At 51.5% G+C, this 25,759-nt stretch carries 22 protein-coding genes, 1 rRNA gene and 1 pseudogene; 10 read left to right on the forward strand and 14 right to left on the reverse strand.

What is annotated here, in order from left to right; translation table 11 throughout:
• Positions 1-103: 103 nt before the first annotated feature.
• A 5S ribosomal RNA gene (gene rrf / locus FDX24_RS12685) occupies positions 104-219 on the forward strand.
• A gap of 95 nt (positions 220-314) precedes the next feature.
• Here rrf and mobB read toward each other — a convergent pair.
• Both mobB and mobA read right to left on the reverse strand, forming a co-directional pair.
• Positions 315-824 (reverse strand): molybdopterin-guanine dinucleotide biosynthesis protein MobB, encoded by a 510-nt coding sequence (gene mobB, locus FDX24_RS12690; protein WP_137364399.1) that lies wholly within the window; start codon positions 822-824, stop codon positions 315-317.
• Entirely contained in the window at positions 821-1,405 is a 585-nt protein-coding gene (mobA, locus tag FDX24_RS12695) for a molybdenum cofactor guanylyltransferase MobA (protein ID WP_048214048.1), read from the reverse strand. The genes mobB and mobA overlap by 4 nt, the downstream gene beginning before the upstream one ends.
• A gap of 69 nt (positions 1,406-1,474) precedes the next feature.
• On the opposite strand from mobA, the gene FDX24_RS12700 reads away from it, so the two are divergent.
• The 3 genes from FDX24_RS12700 to dsbA all read left to right on the forward strand — a co-directional run bounded on the left by FDX24_RS12700 (position 1,475) and on the right by dsbA (position 3,447).
• Complete coding sequence (locus FDX24_RS12700) at positions 1,475-1,744, forward strand: YihD family protein (RefSeq protein WP_003028616.1); 270 nt, start codon at positions 1,475-1,477, stop codon at positions 1,742-1,744.
• 76 nt (positions 1,745-1,820) lie between these two features.
• Positions 1,821-2,807 (forward strand): serine/threonine protein kinase, encoded by a 987-nt coding sequence (locus FDX24_RS12705; protein ID WP_137364400.1) that lies wholly within the window; start codon positions 1,821-1,823, stop codon positions 2,805-2,807.
• A 16-nt stretch (positions 2,808-2,823) separates the two neighbouring features.
• On the forward strand, positions 2,824-3,447 hold the full coding sequence (dsbA, locus tag FDX24_RS12710) for a thiol:disulfide interchange protein DsbA (protein ID WP_003028621.1): 624 nt from the start codon (positions 2,824-2,826) through the stop codon (positions 3,445-3,447).
• A gap of 12 nt (positions 3,448-3,459) precedes the next feature.
• On the opposite strand, the gene FDX24_RS12715 is transcribed toward dsbA, so the two are convergent.
• Positions 3,460-4,323, reverse strand: a complete 864-nt coding sequence (locus FDX24_RS12715; protein WP_225807937.1) for an acyltransferase — start codon at positions 4,321-4,323, stop codon at positions 3,460-3,462.
• Here FDX24_RS12715 and FDX24_RS23715 point away from each other — a divergent pair.
• Both FDX24_RS23715 and polA read left to right on the forward strand, forming a co-directional pair.
• Positions 4,208-4,453 (forward strand): hypothetical protein, encoded by a 246-nt coding sequence (locus FDX24_RS23715; protein ID WP_225807950.1) that lies wholly within the window; start codon positions 4,208-4,210, stop codon positions 4,451-4,453. The genes FDX24_RS12715 and FDX24_RS23715 overlap by 116 nt on opposite strands.
• Positions 4,454-4,759: 306 nt before the next feature.
• Positions 4,760-7,546, forward strand: a complete 2,787-nt coding sequence (polA, locus tag FDX24_RS12720) for a DNA polymerase I (protein WP_137364401.1) — start codon at positions 4,760-4,762, stop codon at positions 7,544-7,546.
• Positions 7,547-7,878: 332 nt separating this feature from the next.
• On the opposite strand, the gene yihA is transcribed toward polA, so the two are convergent.
• Positions 7,879-8,511 (reverse strand): ribosome biogenesis GTP-binding protein YihA/YsxC, encoded by a 633-nt coding sequence (gene yihA / locus FDX24_RS12725; RefSeq protein WP_003840416.1) that lies wholly within the window; start codon positions 8,509-8,511, stop codon positions 7,879-7,881.
• A 209-nt stretch (positions 8,512-8,720) separates the two neighbouring features.
• Here yihA and FDX24_RS12730 point away from each other — a divergent pair.
• The 3 genes and pseudogenes from FDX24_RS12730 (at position 8,721) to hemN (ending at position 11,147) form a co-directional block, all read left to right on the forward strand.
• Positions 8,721-8,969: pseudogene (locus FDX24_RS12730) on the forward strand (hypothetical protein).
• A gap of 106 nt (positions 8,970-9,075) precedes the next feature.
• A complete protein-coding gene (yihI, locus tag FDX24_RS12735) occupies positions 9,076-9,585 on the forward strand; it encodes a Der GTPase-activating protein YihI (RefSeq protein WP_252362819.1) in 510 nt (169 codons plus the stop codon).
• A 188-nt stretch (positions 9,586-9,773) separates the two neighbouring features.
• Complete coding sequence (gene hemN / locus FDX24_RS12740) at positions 9,774-11,147, forward strand: oxygen-independent coproporphyrinogen III oxidase (protein ID WP_115601219.1); 1,374 nt, start codon at positions 9,774-9,776, stop codon at positions 11,145-11,147.
• Positions 11,148-11,236: 89 nt separating this feature from the next.
• Here hemN and FDX24_RS12745 read toward each other — a convergent pair whose 3' ends face one another.
• The 4 genes from FDX24_RS12745 to glnA form a co-directional block, all read right to left on the reverse strand.
• Positions 11,237-11,347, reverse strand: a complete 111-nt coding sequence (locus tag FDX24_RS12745) for a YshB family small membrane protein (RefSeq protein ID WP_086523820.1) — start codon at positions 11,345-11,347, stop codon at positions 11,237-11,239.
• Between the two features lie 112 nt (positions 11,348-11,459).
• On the reverse strand, positions 11,460-12,869 hold the full coding sequence (gene glnG / locus FDX24_RS12750; protein ID WP_137364403.1) for a nitrogen regulation protein NR(I): 1,410 nt from the start codon (positions 12,867-12,869) through the stop codon (positions 11,460-11,462).
• 10 nt (positions 12,870-12,879) lie between these two features.
• Positions 12,880-13,929: a nitrogen regulation protein NR(II) gene (gene glnL, locus FDX24_RS12755; RefSeq protein ID WP_003028636.1), complete on the reverse strand. Its 1,050-nt coding sequence runs from the start codon at positions 13,927-13,929 to the stop codon at positions 12,880-12,882.
• Between the two features lie 299 nt (positions 13,930-14,228).
• The gene (gene glnA / locus FDX24_RS12765) at positions 14,229-15,638 is read right to left on the reverse strand and encodes a glutamate--ammonia ligase (protein WP_003028638.1); all 1,410 of its coding nucleotides are present in this window, start codon (positions 15,636-15,638) and stop codon (positions 14,229-14,231) included.
• Between the two features lie 380 nt (positions 15,639-16,018).
• Here glnA and typA point away from each other — a divergent pair, with 380 nt between their 5' ends.
• Positions 16,019-17,842, forward strand: a complete 1,824-nt coding sequence (gene typA, locus FDX24_RS12770; protein ID WP_003028641.1) for a ribosome-dependent GTPase TypA — start codon at positions 16,019-16,021, stop codon at positions 17,840-17,842.
• A 70-nt stretch (positions 17,843-17,912) separates the two neighbouring features.
• Here the strand turns inward: typA and ompL are convergent, their stop codons facing one another.
• From ompL to yihS, 6 genes are all read right to left on the reverse strand, one after another.
• Complete coding sequence (gene ompL / locus FDX24_RS12775; RefSeq protein WP_137364404.1) at positions 17,913-18,605, reverse strand: porin OmpL; 693 nt, start codon at positions 18,603-18,605, stop codon at positions 17,913-17,915.
• Between the two features lie 66 nt (positions 18,606-18,671).
• The gene (locus tag FDX24_RS12780; protein WP_137364405.1) at positions 18,672-20,093 is read right to left on the reverse strand and encodes an MFS transporter; all 1,422 of its coding nucleotides are present in this window, start codon (positions 20,091-20,093) and stop codon (positions 18,672-18,674) included.
• Between the two features lie 46 nt (positions 20,094-20,139).
• The gene (locus FDX24_RS12785; protein WP_003028647.1) at positions 20,140-21,522 is read right to left on the reverse strand and encodes an MFS transporter; all 1,383 of its coding nucleotides are present in this window, start codon (positions 21,520-21,522) and stop codon (positions 20,140-20,142) included.
• Positions 21,523-21,567: 45 nt separating this feature from the next.
• Entirely contained in the window at positions 21,568-23,604 is a 2,037-nt protein-coding gene (locus FDX24_RS12790) for an alpha-glucosidase (RefSeq protein WP_137364406.1), read from the reverse strand.
• Between the two features lie 48 nt (positions 23,605-23,652).
• Complete coding sequence (locus FDX24_RS12795) at positions 23,653-24,495, reverse strand: aldose-1-epimerase (RefSeq protein WP_115644174.1); 843 nt, start codon at positions 24,493-24,495, stop codon at positions 23,653-23,655.
• Between the two features lie 18 nt (positions 24,496-24,513).
• Positions 24,514-25,755, reverse strand: a complete 1,242-nt coding sequence (gene yihS, locus FDX24_RS12800; RefSeq protein ID WP_003028654.1) for a sulfoquinovose isomerase — start codon at positions 25,753-25,755, stop codon at positions 24,514-24,516.
• Positions 25,756-25,759: the final 4 nt, after the last annotated feature.

The raw sequence follows: 25,759 nt of genomic DNA on the forward strand, positions 1-25,759 counted from the left end.
TTAACCTTACAACGCCGAAGATGTTTTGGCGGAATTGAGACGATTTTCAGCATTGATTACAGATTACATCAGAACGCAGAAGCGGTCTGATAAACAGAATTTGCCTGGCGGCTGTAGCGCGGTGGTCCCACCTGACCCCATGCCGAACTCAGAAGTGAAACGCCGTAGCGCCGATGGTAGTGTGGGGTCTCCCCATGCGAGAGTAGGGAACTGCCAGGCATTAATTAAAGTGAAGAAGCCCATCCTGACGGATGGGCTTTTTTGCGTCTGTGCGGGGTGCACATTGCCGGATGCGGCGCAGCGCCTTATCCGGCCTACGGGTGGGTACGCAGCCAACTAATAATAAACTCGACGATGCTGTTTAGATCATTGAGGTCCAGAACCGGCACACCTACATCCAGCGCAGCGTCGCTGGCCACCGCAATAGTGTGCTCATCAATAGACAACTCAGCAATGCTGTGCCCTGCCGCTTCACGAAACAGCAATATCTTCGCGACAGGTTCATGCTTAAAGCCTTCAACAAGCACCATATCTAACGTCGAAGCATCCATCCGGCTAACCAGATAGGCCAGGTCCAGTTCGGGCTTTTCAGGTGTTTCAACCATTAACGCCCAACGTTGCTTACTGGCAACCAGCGTTTGCGCCGCTCCGGCTTTACGTAGCTCATAGCTATCCTTGCCTGGCTTATCGACATCCATATCGTGGTGTGTATGCTTAATCAATCCGGGACGAATGCCTCTGGCGCACAGTTCCGGAATCAATTTTTTCAACAGCGTGGTTTTCCCCGTACCGCTCCATGCCGCAATGGCGAGTAATGGGATCATGATTTTTCCTGCCATTTTGCGAGCTCTTCGGGGGTGTTCACGTTTACGAACGCATCTTTATGATCGCTGAAATCGACAGCATGACCGCCAGCCAGACGCATAAAGACCATAACGCGTCTTTCACCGGACTGAAGATAATCCTGCAGTAAGGGCTGCATGGAGCGGTGCATCAGCGCAATGGTCGGGTGATCTCGTTCCCCATCATGTACCCAGACAACCGGTGCAGCTTTGCGCTGCTCCTTCAAACGTGTGACCAGATCGTGAGGAATATAGGGCATATCGCATGGGCAGAATAGAAACCAGTCTCCTGTTTGCTGCAGGAATACCGACAGCATTCCGGCCAGTGGACCAGGATAATCGGCCAATGAATCGGGGATCACTTTCAGGCCGCTTTGCTGGTAAATCTCCCGGTGGCGATTAGCATTGACCACCACGGTTTCGACCTGCAAAGCGAGGGTATCTGCCACATGTCGCCAAAGAGGTTTTCCGTCCAGCTCAAGCAAACCTTTATCGGTTCCGCCCATCCGTCTGGCCTTACCACCTGCCAGCACAACCCCTGTTATTGCACTATCCAGAATCACTGATATCGCCTCTTTTAATGTGGGATTGACCCTGCTAACGTATCCGTATTGAGCCTAAGGAGCACAACCATGAAATGTAAACGTCTGAATGAAGTTATTGAACTCCTCCAGCCAGCCTGGCAGAAAGAACCCGATCTAAACCTGATGCAATTTTTACAGAAACTGGCGCAAGAGTCAGGTTTTGACGGCGAACTGGCGGATTTAACTGATGACATTCTGATCTATCACCTGAAAATGCGTGACTCGGCGAAAGACGCGGTCATCCCAGGTATTCAGAAAGATTATGAAGAAGATTTTAAAACTGCACTACTCCGCGCACGTGGCGTAATTAAAGAGTAAAAGCTTGTAATCGCCACCACCGAAAGCGCTGCGAAATGATATCCTGAATCATTCGTAGTATTTTCCGGATGATGGGATGAACGACAACGCTTTTAATTTCCAGACGCTACACCCGGATACCATCATGGATGCACTGTTTGAGCAGGGGATCCGGGTGGATTCCGGGCTTACCCCGCTTAACAGCTATGAAAACCGTGTCTATCAATTCCAGGACGAAGACCGTCGACGTTTTGTCGTTAAGTTTTATCGCCCTGAACGTTGGTCTGTCGATCAGATCCAGGAAGAACACCAGTTTGCTCTGGAACTGGTGAGCGATGAAGTCCCGGTAGCTGCGCCGCTAGTACTAAACGGCCAAACGCTGTTAAGCCATCAGGGTTTTCATTATGCGATCTTCCCCAGCGTCGGTGGGCGACAGTTTGAGGCCGATAACATCGATCAGATGGAGGCGGTGGGTCGCTATCTGGGGCGTATGCATCAGACCGGCTGCAAGCGTACTTTTGCCTTTCGCCCAACGATTGGCCTTGAAGAGTATCTGACTGAGCCGCGTAACGTTTTTGAACACGCACCGCTGATCCCATCAGGGCAAAAAGCGGCCTTCCTTAAGGCAACGGATGCGCTGATCGCACTCGTTACCGATCGCTGGCATACGCGTTTTAACACATTACGCCTGCACGGTGATTGCCATGCCGGTAATATTTTGTGGCGCGATGGCCCGATGTTTGTCGATTTAGATGATGCTCGTAATGGTCCGGCTGTTCAGGATTTATGGATGCTTCTCAATGGCGATAAAGCTGAACAACGCATGCAGCTTGAAACCATTATCGAAGCTTATGAAGAGTTTAGTGAGTTCGACATCTCTGAAATCGGACTGATAGAACCTTTACGCGCTATGCGTTTAGTTTATTATCTTGCCTGGCTAATTCGACGTTGGGCTGACCCTGCGTTTCCAAAAAACTTCCCGTGGTTAACCGGGGAAGATTACTGGCATCGTCAGACTGCGACCTTTATTGAGCAGGCAAAAATTCTGCAAGAGCCCCCCTTACAATTAACGCCAATGTATTAATCGGAGAAACTTGAACATGAAAAAAATATGGCTGGCGCTGGCTGGTATGGTTTTAGCTTTTAGCGCATCGGCAGCGCAGTTCCAGGATGGTAAGCAGTACATCACACTGGAAAAGCCTGTTGCGGGTGAACCGCAGGTGTTGGAGTTTTTCTCCTTCTACTGCCCACATTGCTACCAGTTTGAAGAAGTGCTTCACGTGTCTGATAATGTGAAGAAAAAGCTGCCGGAAGGCACCAAGATGACCAAATACCACGTCGAATTTCTGGGGCCTTTGGGTAAAGATCTGACGCAGGCATGGGCGGTTGCTATGGCGCTGGGCGTTGAAGATCAGGTCACTGTTCCGCTGTTTGAAGGGGTTCAGAAAACTCAGACCGTTCAATCTGTTGCAGATATCCGCAAAGTGTTTGTCGACGCAGGTATTAAAGGCGAAGACTATGATGCGGCATGGAACAGCTTCGTGGTGAAATCACTCGTGGCGCAGCAGGAAAAAGCGGCGGCTGACTTGCAGCTGCAGGGCGTGCCGGCGATGTTTGTTAATGGCAAATATCAGGTCAACCCGCAGGGTATGGACACCAGCAGCATGGATATCTTTGTACAACAGTATGCGGATACCGTGAAGTATCTGGTCGGTCAGAAGTAAAAGAAAAGCCGGTCACTGACCGGCTTTTTTATTTGAGGCTTTAATTGCATCGAGCTGCGCGTCTTTCTCACTCCACAGCGTATTTAGCCATAGCTGAAACCGACGCTTGAATCCCTTATCGTTTACGTAATCACCGTGCAACTCTTCATGGATTGGCTCCAGATTCACCCGCACGACAATCCGCGTTAACTTACCGCTCAGCATATCGTAGAACGGTCGGCTGCTGTTTTCCGGATAGCACAACGTGACGTTCAACATTTTATCGAACTGTGACCCCAGGACGTTCAAGGCCATCGCAATACCGGCCGCCTTGGGAGGAAGCAGGTTTTGATAGGGTGAACGGGTTTGCTCGCGTTTTTCTTTGGTAAACCGTGAACCCTCAACAAAATTCACAATGGTTGTTGGATGCGCACGAAATTTCTCGCAGGAACGACGCGTTGTTTCGACATCTTTACCGCGCTGTTCCGGGTGGCGAAGCAGATAACCACGCGAATAGCGTTTCATAAACGGCATATCCAGCGCCCAGCAGGCCAGGCCAATAAAGGGTACCCAGGCTAACTGCTGCTTGAGGAAGTATTTATTCATCGGGATGTGCTTACGGAATAGAACGCAAAGCACAACGATATCAGCCCAGCTGTAATGGTTACAAATGAGCAGATACCAATTTTTCTTGCTAAGACCTTCCAGCCCCTCGATATCCCACTTTAATCGTGGATTAAGGTGCAGCAGTAGCGCCAGACCTTCACACCAGCAATACATCATGAAATTACAGAAGACAGAAACCTTGCGCCAGACGACAGGAATGGGCAAAAGGAGTTTTACAACCCCTGCAAGGATGATCGGCACAGAACAAAAAATCGTGACCAATATGGTCAATACGATACTCAGCAACAGCGTTATCGCAGCGAGTATTCTCGTCATAATTAAATTATTCAAAAGGTTAGCCATAGATAGTGCGCTAAATGAGGCGCAAGGGGCTGATTTTATCAGAAAACGAACCAAATGATGGATCTTCGCTGAATAGAAAAAACAGGAATATCTATCCACATCAGGATATAAGCTGTAAAAATGGAATAAAATGCTGTGTCTTTATTTAATGCTTTGAAATTTATATAAAAATATTATGAAGTGATAACTTTGTTGCTACATTTAAAGAGCTGAAAATTATTTATTCACAAAGTTATCCACAGCACGCTTTGCGAGCAACGCAGAAGATCTGCAAAAGATTTTCGACAAATGCGGCGAAAAACTCATGTTTTCATCCTGTCTGTGGCATCCTTTACCCATAATCTGATAAACAGGCACGGACATTATGGTTCAGATCCCAGAAAACCCACTTATCCTTGTAGACGGTTCATCTTACCTGTATCGCGCATACCACGCGTTCCCGCCGCTGACGAACAGCGCAGGAGAGCCTACTGGTGCGATGTACGGCGTCCTCAACATGTTGCGTAGCTTGATTCTGCAATATCAACCTACGCATGCAGCGGTGGTATTCGACGCTAAGGGTAAAACCTTCCGTGATGAATTATTCGAACACTACAAGTCGCACCGCCCGCCAATGCCGGACGATTTACGTGCGCAGATTGAACCTCTGCATGCGATGGTAAAAGCGATGGGGCTGCCATTGCTGGCGGTTTCAGGCGTGGAAGCGGACGATGTCATCGGTACGCTGGCACGTGAGGCAGAGAAGGTGGGGCGTCCGGTGCTGATTAGCACTGGCGATAAAGATATGGCTCAACTGGTGACGCCGAACATCACCCTCATCAACACTATGACTAATACGATCCTTGGTCCGGATGAGGTCGTAAATAAGTACGGTGTTCCGCCTGAACTGATCATCGATTTCCTTGCGCTGATGGGGGACTCCTCCGATAACATTCCAGGTGTACCAGGCGTGGGTGAAAAAACGGCTCAGGCGTTGCTGCAGGGGCTGGGTGGGTTGGATACTCTCTATGCGGAATCCGACAAAATAGCAGGGCTGAGCTTCCGTGGTGCCAAAACCATGGCAGGCAAACTCGAGCAGAATAAAGAAGTGGCGTATCTCTCGTATAAGCTGGCTACCATCAAAACGGATGTTGAGCTGGAATTAACCTGCGAGCAGCTGGAAGTGCGCCAACCAGCAGCAGAAGAACTGCTGGGCTTGTTTAAACAGTATGAATTCAAGCGTTGGGTTACTGACGTTGAAGCCGGTAAATGGCTACAGGCGAAAGGGACGAAACCGGCAGCTAAACCGCAGGAGACCATCGTTGTCGATGAAACGCCTGAGGAACCTGCCACGGTTCTCTCGTACGACAATTATGTGACGATTCTGGACGAAGAAACGCTGGAAGCGTGGATTGCAAAGCTGAAGAAAGCGCCCGTATTCGCCTTTGATACAGAAACTGACAGCCTGGATAACATCTCCGCGAATCTGGTTGGCCTGTCTTTTGCCATTGAGCCAGGTGTGGCTGCGTATGTTCCTGTCGCTCATGATTACCTGGATGCCCCCGATCAGATCTCTCGCGACCGCGCGCTGGCGCTCCTGAAGCCGCTGCTGGAAGATGAGAACGCGCATAAAGTTGGGCAAAACCTGAAGTACGATCGCGGTATCCTGGCGAACTATGACATCGAGCTTCGCGGCATCACCTTTGACACCATGCTCGAATCCTACATTCTTAACAGTGTTGCAGGCCGACACGATATGGACAGCCTGTCAGATCGCTGGCTGAAACATAAAACCATCACCTTTGAAGAGATTGCCGGGAAAGGTAAAAACCAGCTGACCTTTAACCAGATAGCACTGGAAGAGGCCGGGCGCTATGCTGCAGAGGATGCCGATGTTACGCTTCAGTTGCATCTGAAGATGTGGCCAGAACTGCAGAAGCACAAAGGGCCGCTAAATGTTTTCGAAAATATTGATATGCCGCTGGTCCCGGTTCTGTCCCGCGTTGAGCGCAATGGTGTGAAAATCGATCCGGCTGTTCTGCACAAGCATTCAGAAGAGCTGACGCTGCGTTTGAACGAGCTGGAGCAAAAAGCGCACGAGATTGCCGGAGAAGCGTTTAACCTTTCTTCTACCAAGCAGCTGCAAACTATCTTGTTTGAAAAGCAAGGTATTAAGCCGCTGAAGAAAACCCCTGGCGGCGCGCCATCAACGTCAGAAGAGGTGCTGGAAGAGCTCGCGCTGGATTATCCGTTGCCGAAAGTTATCCTGGAATATCGTGGGTTAGCAAAACTGAAGTCGACCTACACGGATAAGCTTCCGTTGATGATCAACCCAAAAACCGGACGCGTACATACCTCCTATCATCAGGCGGTTACGGCGACCGGACGTTTGTCTTCAACCGATCCTAACCTGCAAAACATCCCGGTACGTAACGATGAAGGTCGTCGTATTCGCCAGGCATTTATCGCACCAGAAGACTACGTGATTGTCTCTGCGGACTACTCGCAGATCGAGCTGCGTATTATGGCGCATCTCTCGCGCGATAAAGGCCTGCTTACCGCGTTTGCCGAAGGGAAAGATATTCACCGTGCAACGGCGGCAGAAGTTTTTGGTTTACCGCTGGATTCCGTGACTGGTGAACAACGCCGCAGCGCAAAAGCCATTAACTTTGGTCTGATCTATGGCATGAGCGCCTTCGGTCTGGCGCGTCAGCTGAATATTCCGCGTAAAGAAGCACAGAAGTACATGGATCTCTACTTCGAGCGCTACCCTGGCGTGCTGGAATATATGGAACGCACCCGCGCGCAGGCAAAAGAGCAGGGCTATGTAGAAACGCTGGAAGGTCGCCGTCTCTATTTACCGGATATTAAATCCAGTAATGGCGCTCGCCGCGCCGGTGCAGAACGCGCGGCAATTAACGCCCCGATGCAGGGTACTGCCGCAGACATTATCAAACGAGCGATGATTGCGGTGGACGGATGGCTGCAAACCGAGCAACCGCGTGTGCGTATGATCATGCAGGTGCACGATGAACTGGTGTTTGAAGTGCATAAAGATGACCTCGAAAGCGTCTCGAAAAAGATCCATCAGCTGATGGAAAACGAGACGCAAATTGATGTGCCATTGCTGGTGGAAGTCGGTAGTGGTGAGAACTGGGATCAGGCGCACTAAGGGTTTACTGAATAACGGCTCTTTTTCGTAACTAAGCAACATAAGATAGAGCTTTTTGTGATGTCCATTAGAATTCCCTATGTAAGGAATGAAAAAAAATTACAAAAAGTGCTTTCTGAGCTGCTTAAAAAAGAGTAAAGTTATTCACGTAGGGTACAGAGGTAAGATGTTCTATCTTTCAGACCTTTTACTTCACGTAATCGGATTTGGCTGAATATTTTAGCCGCCCCAGTCAGTAATGACTGGGGCGTTTTTTATTGTGCGAAAGAAGGTTTCGCACATACTGTAGGCCGGATAAGACGCGCAGCGGCGCCATCCGGCAATACGGTGGGTTATTCCCCGTCCTGCATCTCTTCAATCGGCGCCAGCTCACTAAACCAGCTATCCAGCTTCTGCCGCAGTTTGTCCACACCCAGCTTTTTCAGTGATGAAAATGCTTCTACCTGCACATCACCGTTAAATGCCAGTACGGCTTCACGTACCATATTCAGCTGCGCTTTGCGCGCGCCGCTGGCCAGCTTGTCTGCTTTAGTCAGCAGCACCAGAACCTGAACGTTGCTCTCCACAGCCCACAGGATCATCTGCTGGTCGAGATCTTTTAGCGGGTGGCGAATATCCATCAGTACCACCAGACCTTGCAGGCTCTGGCGTTTTTCCAGGTATTCGGCCAGTGCGCGCTGCCATTTACGTTTCATCTCTTCCGGGACTTCGGCATAACCATAACCAGGCAGGTCGACCAGGCGTTTACCGTCCACAACTTCAAACAGGTTGATGAGCTGAGTACGGCCTGGAGTTTTAGATGTACGCGCCAGACCCTTTTGATTGGTCAGGGTATTTAGCGCACTGGATTTGCCTGCGTTGGAACGGCCAGCAAAAGCCACTTCGATTCCCGTATCGGAAGGTAAATGGCGAATATCAGGCGCACTCATCACAAAATGCGTCTGTTGATAATTCAAGTTAGTCAACGTGGTCGTCTCCATCAATCAAGGCTTTGCAGCGATTATACCTGAACACCAGCAAAAGGCTGGTTTTTCGACGAGTGGGCTGTGTAAGTCAAAACCTCGCACTTTGTGAGACATTGCCGATAGTTTCTATACGAGATGACAGAGCATAAAATAGACTAATTCAAATAAATCATGTAATTACTGACGGGTTAAATTCTGAAAAGTTGAAATTGTTACCCAGGTTACTTGTACGTTTAAACCAAAACGGTAAAGTAGCGTCCATAGCGAGGAAGCTGACAGGATAAACGACTCAGGATGAGGGTCAGGAGCGCCAGGAGGCGAAGACACAGGATTGTCAGGAAGACAAACGTCCGGAGACGTTAGTAAAAGGAAATGGAAACAACACGGAATGTTGCAGGCTAAGGGAAAAACAGGGTGTGTTGATAGCCAACAGGGATAGTAGAGCCCGTAAGGGTTGAGAGTCAGGAAAAAAGGCGACAGATTACTCTGTCGCCTTTTTTCTTTATTTCTGCTAGATTCCGGCGCAATTATATACTGAATAAATACAGCCAAAGACGAATCATGATGAAACCAACTTCTACACCACGCGGTAAAGGTCCTGCAAAAGCGCGTCGTAAAACACGCGAAGAAATTAACCAGGAAGCTCGCGACCGTAAGCGCCAGAAAAAACACCGTGGTCATGCGGCGGGTAGCCGTGCGTCCGGTAGCGAAGGCGGTTCTGGTGGCGGAAACCAAAACAAGCAAAAAGATCCTCGTATTGGCAGCAAAAAACCCATTCCATTGGGCGTGACCGAAAAAGTCACCAAACAGCACAAACCGAAGAGTGAGAAACCTATGCTTTCACCACAGGCTGAGTTGGATTTACTGGAAACGGATGAGCGCCTGGATGCGCTGCTGGAGCGTCTTGAAGCAGGAGAAACCCTGAGCGCGGAAGATCAGGCCTGGGTTGATGCCAAGCTGGACCGCATCGATGAGCTGATGCAAAAGCTGGGTCTTTCTTACGATGACGAGGAAGAAGAGGAAGAGGAAGAAAAGCAGGAAGACATGATGCGCCTGCTGAAAGGCGGCAACTAACGGTTTTACACCGTGGGTCTTCCCGTCCTGCTTATAACCCTTCCGGTTATATGTTATCTGGTGTGGTTATTCGTTAAACTACAGCGGTTGTCGCGGCGACAGAAGTGGCTGCGCAACCGGCTCATCACCCGCACTGGGGTTAAGCCGGTACGCCGTACCCGCCAGAGACGCCATCGGAAGGAGTGAGCATGTCAGAGCAGCTAATAGACTGGGACCTGGCCCTGATCCAGAAATATAACTATTCCGGGCCACGATATACCTCGTACCCGACCGCGCTGGAGTTTTCTGAAGACTACGGCACAGAAGCATTTCTAAAGGCCGTGGCGCGTTATCCTGAGCGTCCGCTCTCGCTATACGTTCACATCCCGTTCTGCCACAAACTGTGCTACTTCTGTGGCTGCAACAAGATTGTGACTCGCCAGCAGCATAAAGCCGATCAATACCTCGATGCCCTGGAACAAGAAATCATTCACCGCGCTCCGCTGTTCGTCGGACGCCATGTCAGCCAACTGCATTGGGGCGGCGGTACGCCAACTTACTTAAATAAAGCGCAAATCAGCCGTTTGATGTCGCTGCTGCGTGGTAACTTCAACTTTAACGATGACGCCGAAATCTCGATCGAAGTTGATCCGCGCGAAATTGAGCTGGATGTCCTTGATCATTTACGTGCTGAAGGTTTTAACCGCCTGAGCATGGGGGTACAGGACTTCAACAAAGAAGTTCAGCGCCTGGTGAACCGTGAGCAGGATGAGGAATTTATCTTTGCGCTGCTGAATCATGCGCGGGAGATTGGCTTTACCTCAACAAATATTGATCTGATTTATGGCCTGCCAAAACAGACACCGGAAAGCTTCGCCTTCACCCTGAAACGCGTGTCTGAGCTGAATCCAGACCGTCTGAGCGTCTTTAACTACGCGCACCTGCCAACGCTGTTTGCTGCCCAACGCAAGATTAAAGATGCTGACCTGCCCAGCGCGCAGCAGAAGCTGGATATTCTGCAGGAGACCATCTCTTCACTGACCGAAACGGGTTATCAGTTCATTGGGATGGATCACTTTGCCCGCCCGGATGATGAACTGGCCATTGCTCAACGCAAAGGTGTGCTGCACCGTAATTTCCAGGGTTATACCACCCAGGGCGATACTGATTTACTGGGGATGGGCGTATCGGCTATCAGCATGATTGGCGACAGCTACGCGCAGAACCAGAAAGAGCTGAAGCACTATTACCAGCAGGTCGACGAGCAAGGGAACGCACTGTGGCGCGGAATTACGCTGAACCGCGACGACTGCATTCGTCGGGATGTTATTAAGCTTTTGATCTGCAACTTCCGCCTCGACTATGCCGCCGTGGAACAGCAATGGGATCTCAACTTCGCTGATTATTTTGCCGAAGACCTGAAACTGCTGGCACCACTGGCGAAAGATGGGCTGGTGGATGTGGATGAGAAGGGGATTCAGGTTACGCCGAAGGGGCGCCTGCTGATCCGTAATATTTGCATGTGCTTTGATGCATATCTGCGCCAGAAAGCGCGGATGCAGCAGTTCTCCCGCGTCATTTAACCGGGTTGCCCGGTGGCGCTACGCTTACCGGGCCTACACGTCGCGATAATCTGTAGGCCGGATAAGCGTTAGCGCCATCCGGCGCGCCTTCAGCTAAACAGCCCAACCAGCGCCGCACACAGCACTGCGGCAACCGCAGTTTGTGGCGTGTGGCTGTCGACTGAGCCGCTCGATAGCAGATTAATGATTGATTCCAGCATGATTACTTCCCCCCGTTTGCCGGGCACGATCATACTTAACTCATCGGAACAGTAAAGCGCAAAATAGCAGCAGTTTGCGCTCAGTGATCAATCTTTACACAGTGACGAATCGTCACTCCATTCCGAGTTCTTTTAACTTACGCGTCAAGGTATTACGGCCCCAGCCAAGCAGGCGTGCGGCTTCCTGTTTGTGCCCCTGGGTATGACGTAGCGCGGTGGTCAACAGCGTGCGCTCCATCTCCGGTTGAGCCTCAGAAAGCAGGTTTTGATGACCGGAACGCAAGGCCCGGTCTGCCCACTGTGCCAACAGGGTTGCCCAGCTGTCCGGCTGCATGTGTGAAGGCGCATTGGGCACGCTGGCTTCAAACAGTTCGGCCGGTAAGTCCTGAATCAGCACTTCCTGCCCGGCGGCCATGACGGTTAACCAGCGGCAGGTGTTCTCAAGCTGACGCACGTTACCCGGCCAGGCCAGACGGGTCAGCGCCGCCTCGGTTTCCGGGTGTAATTGTTTGGCTTCAACGCCCAGTTCGCGCGCGGCCTCCTGCAGGAAATGACGTGCCAGACGGGGGATATCTTCCCGACGTTCACGCAGCGGCGGCAGATGCACGCGGATGACGTTCAGACGATGGAATAAGTCTTCGCGGAATTTGCCTTCCTGTACTCGCAGTTCCAGATTCTGGTGCGTGGCGGCGATGATACGTACGTCCACCTTCACGGGCGCATAGCCGCCAACGCGATAAAATTGCCCGTCGGCTAATACGCGCAGTAAACGCGTTTGCACGTCCAGCGGCATATCACCTATTTCATCGAGAAATAGCGTACCGCCGTCAGCCTGTTCAAAGCGCCCCTGGCGAATCGTATTTGCCCCGGTAAACGCCCCTTTTTCATGGCCAAACAGCTCAGACTCGATCAAATCTTTCGGAATAGCCGCCATGTTCAGCGCGATAAAGGGCGCTTTGACGCGCGGGCTATGACGATGCAACGCATGGGCGACCAGCTCTTTACCGGTCCCGGACTCTCCGTTAATCAATACGCTGATTGACGACCGGGACAGTCGGCCAATAATGCGAAAGACGTCCTGCATTGCCGGCGCTTCGCCGATGATGTCGGTTGTTGGGCCATTGATCTGAACATTGCGCGGCTGCTGCTGTTCCTGATAATGGCTGATGGCACGTTCGACCAGCGCCACGGCTTCATCAATATCAAAAGGTTTGGGCAGATAATCAAACGCCCCTTGCTGATAGGCGCTGACGGCAGCATCCAAATCGGAGTGCGCGGTCATTATGATGACCGGAAGCATCGGATGCCGCTGTTTAATCTGTTTTAACAACGTTAGACCGTCCATGCCCGGCATGCGAATATCCGACAACAGTACGTCAGGCGTTTTGCTGGCCAGCGCGTCCAGCACCTCTTTACCACTTTCAAATGTGGTACAGCTTAGCCCTGCCCCTGCGAGCGCACGTTCAAGCACCCAACGGATGGAACTATCGTCATCAACGACCCAGACTATTCCTCGTTGCATAAACGTCACCTTATTTCCTGATAGGCAGGTAAACCGAGAACTCGGTATGACCCGGCCAACTGGTAAATTCAATTTTGCCGGAATGTTGATCAATTAAATTGCGGGCGATGGATAATCCAAGCCCGGTACCGCCTTCGCGACCGCTGACCATTGGGTAGAACAGCGTGTCCTGCAAATGCGAGGGAATACCCGGACCGTTGTCCTCAACATCAATCCGTGCCGCCAGGCGATAACGTACGCCGTGCAGCGTGAGCTGAAACGCGGTGCGGGTACGCAGAATGATCTCACCGCCTTCCGCTCCCAGCGCCTGCAAAGCATTGCGCACGATGTTTAACAGAACCTGCTCGATCTGGTCCGGGTCGTGCAGTAATTCGGGCAGACTCGGGTCGTAATCACGAATCAGCGTGACGTTTTCCGGGAGCTCCATTGAGACCAGCGCCACCACGCGCTCCGCCACCTTGTGAATACTTTCCGTGACATGCATGCCAGGCTGTTGTGGTCCCAGCAGACGGTCGACCAGATTACGCAGGCGGTCGGCCTGCTCAATAATGACTTTGGTATATTCGGTCAGCGCCGGGTCCGGAAGCGCTTTGCTGAGTAGCTGCGCTGCGCCGCGTAATCCACCTAAAGGGTTCTTGATTTCGTGCGCCAGACCGCGCACCAGATCGCGGGCGGCAATCTGCTGGGCGTGCTGGAGCTGCTCCTGACTCAGACGGCGCTGGTTATCCATTGGCGCCATCTCCAGCAGGATAAGGCCATCAGGCAGCCTCTGAGCGGTCACTGAGAGGATATGTGAGTGGCTGTCTATCACCAGCGTCACTTCGTTATCCGTAAAGCCCTGGCCTGCTTCCAAGCTCTCTCGCATCAGTCCGATGTTTAAGGAGAAATAACTCAACAGATCGGGAAGCGGTGTCCCAAACAGTTTGCGGGAGCTTTGGGCGAGCAGCTGCTGTGCCGCCGGGTTGGCGTAATGTACCGCCAGCTCATCGTCGACGAGCAAAATGCTGTTGATTAAAGAATTGAGGATCTGCCCAGCATCGGGCAGCGTGCCGGTTGCCATTCAGCAGTCTCCTGAAAAGTATTGCACCAATTTAGTGCATTATAGCTTTTTACATCAAAAAAGCGCGAAAAAGCAGGTTGTTAGTGGAGAAAAAAGCCCATCCTGGGATGGGCTAAAAGTTCCACGGCAACTAAAACCTTCGTCTTTCTCCCGACAGCTGTGTTGGCTGCTTTCGCTCACCCCAGTCACTTACTTATGTAAGCTCCCGGGGATTCACTCAATTGCTGCCTTGCTGTAGCAAGAAATCCATTGGTTATTACATTCTCTGCACGTTTTTATGTGAGAGTGTAAAAGTTAAATTAAACGCTGTAGTACAGCTCAAACTCTACCGGGTGCGGAGTCATACGCACACGGTCATCTTCTTCGCGACGCAGCGTAATGTACGCATCAATCGCTTCATTGGTGAACACGCCGCCTGCAGTCAGGAACTCACGGTCCAGATCCAGTTCTTTCAGTGCTTCTTCCAGAGAACCTGCAACCTGTGGGATCTCTTTCGCTTCTTCCGGCGGCAGGTCATACAGGTTTTTGTCCATGGCTTCGCCCGGGTGGATCTTGTTCTTGATACCGTCAAGACCAGCCATCAGCAGCGCTGCGAAGCACAGGTACGGGTTAGCAGCCGGGTCCGGGAAACGCACTTCAATACGACGCGCTTTCGGGGAAGCAACAACCGGAATACGGATAGAAGCAGAACGGTTACGGGCAGAGTAAGCCAGCATTACCGGCGCTTCGTAGCCTGGGACCAGACGCTTGTAGGAGTTGGTGGTCGGGTTAGCCAGGGCATTGATCGCTTTAGCGTGTTTGATTACGCCGCCGATGTAGAACAGCGCCTGCTCAGACAGACCCGCATATTTGTCGCCAGAGAACAGGTTTACGCCGTTCTTGGACAGGGACATGTGGCAGTGCATACCGGAACCGTTATCACCGAACATCGGTTTTGGCATAAAGGTCGCGGTTTTACCGAAACGGTGTGCAACGTTGTGCACAACGTATTTGTAGATCTGAATTTCGTCCGCTTTTTTGGTCATGGTGTTAAAGCGGGTCGCGATTTCGTTCTGGCCAGCGGTCGCCACTTCGTGGTGATGCGCTTCAACAACCAGACCCATTTCTTCCATGATCAGACACATGGTAGAACGGATGTCCTGAGAAGAATCTACCGGAGGAACCGGGAAGTAACCGCCTTTCACGCCAGGACGGTGACCTTTGTTACCACCTTCGTATTTGGTGGAGGAGTTCCATGCGCCTTCGATGTCATCGATAGCCACGTGAGAACCGGAGATAGATGCGCCGAAGCGGATGTCGTCAAACAGGAAGAACTCTGGCTCTGGCCCGAACAGAACGGTGTCTGCGATGCCGGTAGAACGCAGATACTCTTCAGCGCGTTTTGCGATGGAGCGCGGGTCGCGGTCATAGCCCTGCAGCGTACCGGGTTCCAGGATATCGCAACGGATGATCAGGGTAGACTCTTCATAGAACGGGTCGATGAGTGCAGTAGACGCATCTGGCATCAGAACCATGTCTGATTCGTTAATGCCTTTCCAGCCACCGATCGAGGAGCCGTCAAACATTTTGCCTTCTTCAAAGAATTCGGCATTTACCTGATGAGCAGGAATAGTGACGTGCTGTTCTTTACCTTTGGTATCAGTGAAGCGTAAATCAACAAACTTCACTTCGTGTTCGTTCAGCATCGTCAAAACGTGTTCAGCGGACATACTTACTCTCCCGGATTGGTCATGGTCGTCGTGGTAACGAAGTCTTCAATTCTGCAAAAAATTGGCCGTGTCGCCGTAAAAAATATAAAGCGAAATCTGTGCCAACTTTTAAATTGCCCCTAAAAGGCGTTATCATGCGCACTATCGTGCAAAGGGGCTGCACCATGGAGGTTGTATTGCACCATTATAGTGCTTTAATGTGAACATTAAGCACCATATTGGTGCAAAGCATGTCAGATTACCCCTTTTAACGCTCCGTGAATGTGATCACAAAGAAACTCTGCAATACTTGTTTGCGGAGGATGTTTGTGATCCTGTTTTGTACTGCGATTAATCCGTGTACAATAACGCGCTATTTCTAAAATGCCTGAGGCAAAGTTGTGATCGAAAATTTGCGTAACATCGCCATCATCGCGCACGTAGACCATGGTAAAACGACCCTGGTAGACAAGCTGCTCCAACAATCCGGTACGTTCGATGCACGTGCTGAAACCCAAGAGCGCGTGATGGACTCCAACGATTTGGAGAAAGAGCGTGGGATTACCATCCTCGCTAAAAACACCGCTATCAAATGGAATGACTACCGCATCAACATCGTTGATACCCCGGGGCACGCCGACTTCGGTGGTGAAGTTGAACGTGTAATGTCCATGGTCGACTCCGTGCTGCTGGTGGTGGATGCAATGGATGGTCCGATGCCGCAGACGCGCTTCGTGACCAAAAAAGCCTTTGCCCATGGCCTGAAGCCAATTGTTGTTATCAACAAAGTTGACCGTCCTGGCGCTCGTCCTGACTGGGTTGTTGATCAGGTATTCGACCTGTTCGTTAACCTCGACGCTACCGACGAACAGCTGGACTTCCCGATCGTTTACGCTTCCGCGCTGAACGGTATCGCAGGTCTGGATCACGAAGATATGGCTGAAGACATGACTCCGCTGTATCAGACCATCGTTGATCGTGTACCGGCTCCGAACGTAGACCTTGATGGCCCGCTGCAGATGCAAATCTCTCAGCTGGACTACAACAACTACGTTGGCGTAATCGGCATCGGCCGCATTAAACGCGGTAAAGTTAAACCGAACCAGCAGATCACTATCATTGATAGCGAAGGCAAAACCCGTAACGGTAAAGTCGGTAAAGTTCTGACTCATCTGGGTCTGGAACGTATCGAGAGCGATATTGCCGAAGCCGGCGATATCATCGCAATCACCGGTCTGGGCGAACTGAACATCTCCGACACCATCTGCGATCCGCAGAACGTCGAAGCGCTGCCGGCTCTGTCCGTTGATGAACCGACCGTAACCATGTTCTTCTGCGTAAACACCTCTCCGTTCTGTGGTAAAGAAGGTAAATATGTTACCTCTCGTCAGATCCTTGACCGCCTGAACAAAGAGCTGGTGCACAACGTTGCGCTGCGCGTTGAAGAAACCGAAGATGCGGATGCGTTCCGTGTATCCGGTCGTGGTGAGCTGCACCTGTCTGTTCTGATTGAAAACATGCGTCGTGAAGGTTTCGAAATGGCGGTTTCCCGTCCGAAAGTTATCTTCCGCGAAATCGATGGCCGTAAACAAGAGCCGTTCGAAAACGTAACGCTGGACGTCGAAGAGCAGCATCAGGGTTCTGTCATGCAGGCTCTGGGTGAGCGTAAAGGCGACCTGAAAAACATGAATCCAGATGGCAAAGGCCGCGTACGTCTTGACTACGTGATCCCAAGCCGTGGTCTGATCGGTTTCCGTTCAGAATTCATGACCATGACTTCCGGTACCGGTCTGCTGTACTCCACCTTCAGCCACTACGACGATGTTCGTGCGGGTGATGTGGGTCAGCGTCAGAACGGCGTACTGATCTCCAACGGCCAGGGTAAAGCAGTTGCGTTCGCACTGTTCAGCCTGCAGGACCGCGGTAAGCTGTTCCTGGGTCACGGTGCTGAAGTTTACGAAGGCCAGATCATCGGTATTCACAGCCGCTCTAACGACCTGACTGTAAACTGCCTGACCGGTAAGAAACTGACCAACATGCGTGCGTCCGGTACTGACGAAGCAACGGTTCTGGTTCCGCCGGTTAAGATGACTCTGGAGCAGGCTCTGGAATTCATCGATGACGACGAACTGGTAGAAGTTACTCCAACCTCTATCCGTATTCGTAAGCGTCACCTGACTGAAAACGATCGTCGCCGTGCAATGCGTGGCGCGAAAGAAGAGTAATTAACGCTCTTTCTCAGGTAAGCACAAAAAAGCCGCTGATTATCAGCGGCTTTTTTTATCATCAGCAGTATCAGAAGAAATACTTTGCCCCAACACGAATCTGGTTTTGTTCGCGATGATAGGGTTCAACATTGCGATCTAACCAGCGTAATTCCAGGTAGGGCAACCAGTGTTCATTGATCCGATACTTAAAGGTATTGGTAATTTCCCAGTGATGATCTTTTCCGTTGCTGCTATTGAAGTCATTAACTCGCATAAAATAGTGCGGTTCAAAGGTATAGGAAAATTTATCGGTAATGGCAAAGTTCCAGTAGTTACCTATTTCATAGGTATCATTATTATCCAGGTCGCCGTTCAGGTCGGTTGAACTGTAGTTATTATGGTTATATCGATTACGCACGGTAAGATTAAACCACGGTGTAAATTTATAGTTAACATCCAGATAAACAGCACCGCCAGAACCAATACTCTTATCGTTTATTAGCCCGCCAGGTTGGATTGTTAATTTATCTGTCGGTTTAAATAACGGATACCAGCCCTCTATTTCGTTATAGCCGTGTTTTAGCTCATCCTTGCGTTGCATCGTGTAGGTGTTGGTGAGCATGATACCTGCGCCCATATCAGAGTTATAGCCGACGCGCATCATGACCTCTATTTGATCGGACGCCAGGTTATATGCTTCGCGGTTTTCTACATAGGCTCCAGCGAAAGCAGAGGTTGATACCACAGAGGATAAGAAAACTATTGTCGTTAATTTTTTCATGATAAATCCATTTTTTAAGCGTAGGGAGGCCGCCATCCGTTGAGATGGAATAGGCGGCTATTATTTTTATACGTTTACAGCAGAGGTATTCTTTTTATTGGTAACCGGGTCTGGTTGGATATTATTTTTCTTCCGTTGGCTGATTTCCTCAATAATAAAAGCAAAACGTGTTTCGTTGAGTTTATAAAAGAAGCCCATTGTGAGTGCTGCAATAATTGCAAGTCCGCAAGGCCAGAGAAAAATGAGTTGACGCAAACCAAGCAAGGTTGCATCGCTCTGGGCTATGTTGGGGATATAACCGATTTGCGTCAGCATAATACCCGGCAGGAAGCCTGCGAGCGCCGCGGAAATTTTGCGCGAAAAGGTATAACCCGTATATACCGAGCCTTCCGCACGGATCCCCGTCTTCCATTCGCCATAATCGACCGTATCCGGAACCAGCGCCCAGTTCAGGCTGTTAACAAAAGCGGTTCCGAAGAAGGCCATGCAAGAAAACATCACGAATAAAAATGACGTGCTGCCCCAGAAAAAGTTCAGCACATCGCCGATTGCCCATAGCGCCAGACCGCCGAGGTAAACCTGTTTTTTACCGAAGCGTTTTACAGCTGCGGGAACCAGCAGTACCCCAAGCAGAATGCACCCCATGCTGAAGAAACCCATCCACGACAGCAGATGTATATCGTTCAGCACGTACTGGGTGTAATACACCTGAATCGCCAGCTTAATGTTGAATGCTGCCAGCGTGCACAGGTTGGCGACACACAGCACCAGCAGCGGAGGGTTACGGAAAATGGCGCAGAACGATTTGAGAATACTGGGTTTATGGTGATCCGGCACGATTTCGATATAGCGTTCCTTCACACCGCTAAAGCACCACCACATACTGAACAGTCCGCAGACAGAGAAGAGCAGTGCGGCAATCAGATAACCCAGCGAAGGCGAACTGACAAATAGAGCCTGAATTGGCATAAAGCCAACGGTACACAGTAACAGACCTACGGTAGCGCCGCCCTGACGCCAGGCGGCGAGCTGAGCGCGTTCATGCGGGTTTTTAGTGATTGCAGGCACCATCGCGCCGTAGGAGCAATTCATCAGGCTATAGAACAGACCGAACAGCATAAACAACACCGTCGCCAGCCCGGTTTTCACCGTCAGCGTAAAATCTGTCGCTAAAAACTGCGCGCTGGCGACGACGGCGACAGGAAATGACGCATACAAAATAAAGGGTCTGAATTTCCCCTTTGCGCCAATATTACGCCTTGAGTCCAGCAACACGCCGGTCAGAATATCGGTGAAGGCGGTGAAGAACTTCGCTACCAAAAAGATAATCCCACCGTACCAGGCCGGCATCCCTAGTTCATCGGTATAAAATTTAAGCAGATACAGCGTGCCGATACACAGCATCAAATTTGAGCCGAAGTCACCCACTCCGTAGGCGAATTTTTCACGCAGGCTCAGTTTTAGCGTTAGCGGATCATGAAAAGACATAATCGCTCCTCAATAGCGCCCCGTAGAGCGCTATTCATTATTATTATCAAACGGTTTGTTTACGCGCTTCTATCTCTTCAACGATGCGGACATACATCTTCTCGTTAAGGTTGTAGAAACAGCCCATAGCTACAATGGTGATCACCGCTAACGCGCAGGGATAAATAAAGATCAGCTGACGCAATCCTTCGACCGTACTGGCAGATTGCACCACGTTGGGGACATAGCCGATTTGCGTTAGCATCCAGCCGGGGAAGAATCCCGCCAGCGCTTGTGACACTTTACGAAAGAAAGTGAAGCCGGTGTATACCGTTCCTTCCGAACGAACGCCGGTACGCCATTCGCCATATTCCACCGTGTCGGAGACCAGCGCCCAGTTCAGGCTGTTGACGAATGCTGAGCCGAAGAACGCCAGACAGGAGAAGGCGACAAAGCTGACTGAGCCGCCGCCAAAGAAGTAGTTCAGCAGATCGCCCGCGACCCAGATCAGCAAACCGCCGATGTAGACCTTTTTCTTGCCGAAACGCCTGACCATTCCCGGCATTAAGAAGACGCCGATGAAGATACAGCCCATGCTGAAAAAGCCCATCCAGGAAAGGAGGATCGGGTCGTTCAGTACGTACTGGGTGTAATAGACCTGAATCGCCAGCTTGACGTTAAACGCGCCAAGTGTGCAAAGGTTGGCAACGCACAGAATAAACAGCGGGCGGTTACCTGCGATGGCGCGGAAGGATTGCAGCAATCCCGGTTTTTGCGCGGCATCAACGGGTTTCACTTCCACATAGCGTTCTTTTACCCCGGCATAGCACAGCCACATGAACAGCAGGCCGAACAGAGAGAACAAGGTGGCGGCGAAGATATAGCCCAACTGAGAGTTGCCTTCGATCAGGTTCATTACTGGCACAAAACCGACGGTGCACAGCAGCAGGCCAAGAGTGGCTCCGCCCTGTCGCCAGGCAGCCAGCGAGGCGCGTTCGTCCGGGTTTTTGGTGATCGCGGGGACCATCGCACCGTAAGAGCAGTTCATCATACTGAAGAACAGTCCATACAGCATAAACAGTACCGTTGCCATCACCGTTTTACCGGTGACTTCAAATGGTGTACCGACAAAGTTCGCAATCGCCAGCAGCGTCACTGGAAATGCGGCATACAGAACGAATGGGCGGAATTTGCCTTTCGGGCCGATTTTGCGGCGCGAGTCGAGCATAATCCCAGTCCCCATATCGGTAAACGCGGTAAAAAACTTGGCGATAAGGAAAATGATACCGCCATAAGTTCCAGGTAAACCAAGAACATCGGTATAAAACTTGAGTAAATAGAGCGTACCTATGTCCAGCAGGATATTGGAACCTAAATCACCCATCCCATAGGCGAGTTTTTCTTTGAACGGCAAGCGTAGGGTTGCCGGATTAGAAGAGGTCTGACTCATTATTATTCTCCATGTGCCCGCGAGTTTCCCCGCGGGCGAGCCGTATTAGATGTTGCGTAAAGTGGCAAACAGTGACGCCCATTCACTCTTCGCGCGATAAAACACCGGAGGCTTGCCAATAGGCGCATCCACGGTAATTTCACCGCCCTGGTAAGTTTCCCCGGTCCAGACATTTATCCAGCTATCTTCCGGCAGATACAGGGTCCAGTCGGACTTGCCTTGTTCGTGAACCGGCGCAACCAGCAGATCTTGTCCCAGCAGATACTGATATTTCAGGGTATAGGTCCGCGCATCGTCTTCGTAATGCAGGAACAGCGGGCGCATCACCGGCAGACCGGTAGCGCTGTTTTGCGTGACGGCCTGTTTGAGATACGGTTTCAGGGTGGTAAACACGGTGGTCATTCGTGCAAAGTGGGCGATGGTTTCAGCATCACCATCAAACTGCCAGTTATCGCCTGGGCGGTTACCTTCGTGGGTGCGCATCATCGGCGTGAAGGCGCTGAAGTCACACCAGCGCAGCAGCAGTTCTTTGCTGCGTTTCATGTCAAACAGGGTGGTGTAGCCGCCGATATCGCTGTGGTGCAGACCGTGACCGGTCATCGCCAGCGACAGCGCCGCGGGAACGACGGAAGCCAGACCGTCGTCAAGGCTCCAGTCCACGTTCTGATCGCCCGCCCACATCATGGTGGAGTATTTCTGGCTACCGGTGTAACCCGCACGCATAAAGAACAGGATCTCGCCGAGTTTGCCGGTCTCCTGTAGCGCTTCGTAGTTACATTTCGCCCACAGTGCGGGCCAGGCGTTGTGCATGATCTCGGCGCTGACGCCGTTGTGCAGATACGTATCTGTCGGCAGGTATTCGCCAAAATCTGCCATCCAGCCGCCGCAGCCCAGTTCGATCATGTTTTTCTTGATGACCTCTTTGAACCAGTCGTAGGCTTCCTGGTTGGTCAGATCGACCACGCCGCCGTAAAACTCGCCAAACTCTACGAGGTAATCGCCGCCGGATGCATCTTTCGCCAGATAACCGTGTTTGGCCGCTTCGGCACAGAGACCTTTATCGCTGGCAACATACGGGTTGATGTAGGAGAGGAACTGCACGCCTTCTTCTTTCCACTGCTTAATACGGCTATCCAACTGCGGATAATTGTCGCTGTTCCATTTCCAGTTCCACATCACGCGCTTGCCAAAGGAGGTCATGCGGATGCCAGACCAGTCCTGCGCCCAGATGCCGTTTACTTTCACGCCTGCGTTACGCATGGTGTCCAGTTTGCTCTGGCAAACCTCAGTACCGCCCTGAATACCGAGCGTGACGCCATCGTAGATCCAGTCCGGCAGCTCCGGCTGGCGTCCTAACAGTGCAGTCAATTTTTCCAGCAGGGAGATGTAGGTATCAGCGCATTCAAAACGCAGGGTGGTTTTGTCCTCCCACAGCGCCAGTTCGTGATACTCCGGCGCGCTGAAGTCGAAATTCATATAGCAACTGTTATCAACGTGGCAGTAGTACTTCTGCGTGCTGACGAAGGTCGGTTGCGGGAAGAAGGTCCAGTAGTAGTCGCCGCCGGCATTTTCTTTACAGTCTGCCTGCCAGGTGACATAGCTGTTTTTGTTACGGCCCACGCCCTGTTCGCTGGTCCACAGCGGGAAAGGTTTACCGCGTAAGTCGAAATAAGAAAACTGTTCGCCGCAGCCGTAAATATGATCGTCCGCCCTGGCGGCCAGGCGCAGCCAGATGCGGTTATGGTTGAGATCGCCGTTGTGCAGATCCAGCTTCAGGCGACCCTGTTCATCGGTGGAAATATGCAGCGTGGCGTTGATGGTATCACCGCGGCTGAAATGCACCCGCCAGCCGTCAGGCGACTCGCTGACCGTGGCGTCGGTCAGGGCAATTTTCTCATTGAGCTTGTCTTTAATGCTGAAGTTGCCGCGAAACATGTCAATGTCGGCAACACCAGCGCCGATCCACAGGCAGGGCGTTTCTGTGCTGTGGCGTAAAATCAGGCGCTGGTGGTACGTTAAAGCAAATCCATCAGGTAATGATGTGAGTTCTAAGGCGGTTGACCGTTGTTGTAGCGAATTCATTATTGTCTCCGTAAACATAGGGTAATTCGGTAATTTGTCGGAAATCTGTTATTCACTGCCGATTAAAAAATGCATCTGATGTTGTTCTCCGGGCGCGAGATGAATCAGGCTAATTCCGGAGTTAAAGGCGTCGGGCGGGCAGGTCATCGGTTCTACCGCCAGGCCGCGCCTTGCCAATTTTTCGCCGGTATACACTTGCAACCAGGGCTGGTGGCTGCGTAAAAAAGTGGACATGTTTTGCGATGGGCTGGTCATCCTGACTTCCCACTCATCGTCAGGTGGCAGAGTCCTGAACGTATGATCGATAGCGGTCTGCGCAATGCGTTGCGGCGTGGTGAAATATCGTTCATCACATGTTTCTTCACTCACCGGGAGTGTTAATTCACAGTCATCAATGGGTTGCAGATTACAGGTCAAATAGGGATGTGCGCCCGCGCCATACGGCGCGATTTCGTCACCCACATTCTGTGTGCGGATAAAAACGTGCAGTCCACGGGTTGCCTCCAGTCGGTAAATCACCTCTGAAACCAGCGCGAAGGGATAACCATAAGAAGGCGGCAGAAAAATCGTCAGCGACACTTCCGATGCCGACTGCTGGGTAATCTGCCAGTCCCGCCAGGCCAGTAACCCATGAATGGCGGTATGTGAAACTGAGTCGTTAACGGCAAGCTGGTAATCCTTGCCGTTATAGTGATAGCTGCCGTCTACAACGCGGTTTGGCCAGGGGATTAACACTTTCCCCAAGTGTGCCAGCGGCATTTCTTCCGGTTTGTGGGGAATAACGATATGACGCCCACGGTGCGTCAATTCCGCTAGCCCAGCGCCAACCGTGACGATTTTCGCCTGATAGTGTCCGGCCTGAAGATGTATGGTTTTTCCACCGCTATGCATGGCAGCCCACCTTGTTACTTATTTAGCGTTGATATCCAGCAGACCGGCGGCAACAGCCGGAGCAAGGCCCGGAGCCAGCGGCAGACGCGGGATCACCAGGCAGTGCAGCAGGTGATAAATGTCCTGCTTGCCGTCCCAGACTTTGGTGGTCACCTTGTTATCGGTGTCCAGCTCCTGCCACCATGAACCGGTCTCGTAATCCATCAGGTAGGTGATGCAGTAATCCCACCATTTCTGGTACCAGGCTTCGTACTGGCTGTCGCCTGTGAGGGTGTACAGGGCGTAGGCGGTGCCCATCGCTTCGACTATCGGCCAACGCACTCTTTCGCGAACGATCGGTTTGCCGTCCCAATCCACCGAATAGACAAAACCGTCTGCGCCGTCCGGTGCCCAGGCGTCGCGGATAGTGGCGTGGAAAAGTCCTTTTGCATCTTCCAGCAGCCAGGCAGGAGGCGTTTCGAAGCGAGCTTCCAGCGCGGCATGTAGATGCAGCATCAGGCGGCCCCACTCGATCCAGTGACCCGGCGTGCCACCGTAGGCGCGGAAACGGTGAGCTGGGTTGTCCTTGTTGTAATCGCGGATTGGATTCCACTGTGAATCGAAGTGTTCATTGACGCGGTACTCCCCGCTACGGGCCACGTCGTGAATAATCACCGAAGCGATACGCAGTGCGCGATCGAGCCATTTACGGTCATGAGTCACGTCATACACGATCAGGAAAGCCTCGACCGCGTGCATGTTAGCGTTGCCGCCGCGATAATCTTCTGTCTGGCTGAAGGCTTCGTCCCAGGACTCCAGGCACATTTGTTCGTCTTCGCTCCAGAAGTACTTCTCAATCACCTCGATGGCGTCATCCAGCAATTTTCTGGCCTGTGGATGACCGGTAGTGACCGCGCTTGCCGCGCCAAGTAAGACGAAGAAATGCTGATAACCCTGCTTGGAGGCATCCATCACGCCTTCGTCATTAACGCAGGCGTACCAACCGCCGTAGCGTGTGTCACGTAGCGCGCCGTTCAGCGCCTTAATGCCGTGGTCGACGAGTTGATATGCACCTGGGCGACCCATGGAGGCGGCAACGGAATAGACGTGCAGCATGCGGGCGGTGATCCACAGATGTGTTCCCATATCCGCTCTGACCTGACCACTGTTTCCTAACCAACCAAACCCAGTGGGCACCGCCGCGTTCTTACCAAAGTTAAAGATGCGATCGGTTTCTTGTTCCAGCCAGCGGTTGTGGCTTAGGGTGTTAAACCATTTCATGCTT

It is taken from the genome of Citrobacter sp. wls716 (genome assembly GCF_005280975.1).
In the GTDB taxonomy this organism is placed as follows: domain Bacteria; phylum Pseudomonadota; class Gammaproteobacteria; order Enterobacterales; family Enterobacteriaceae; genus Citrobacter; species Citrobacter youngae.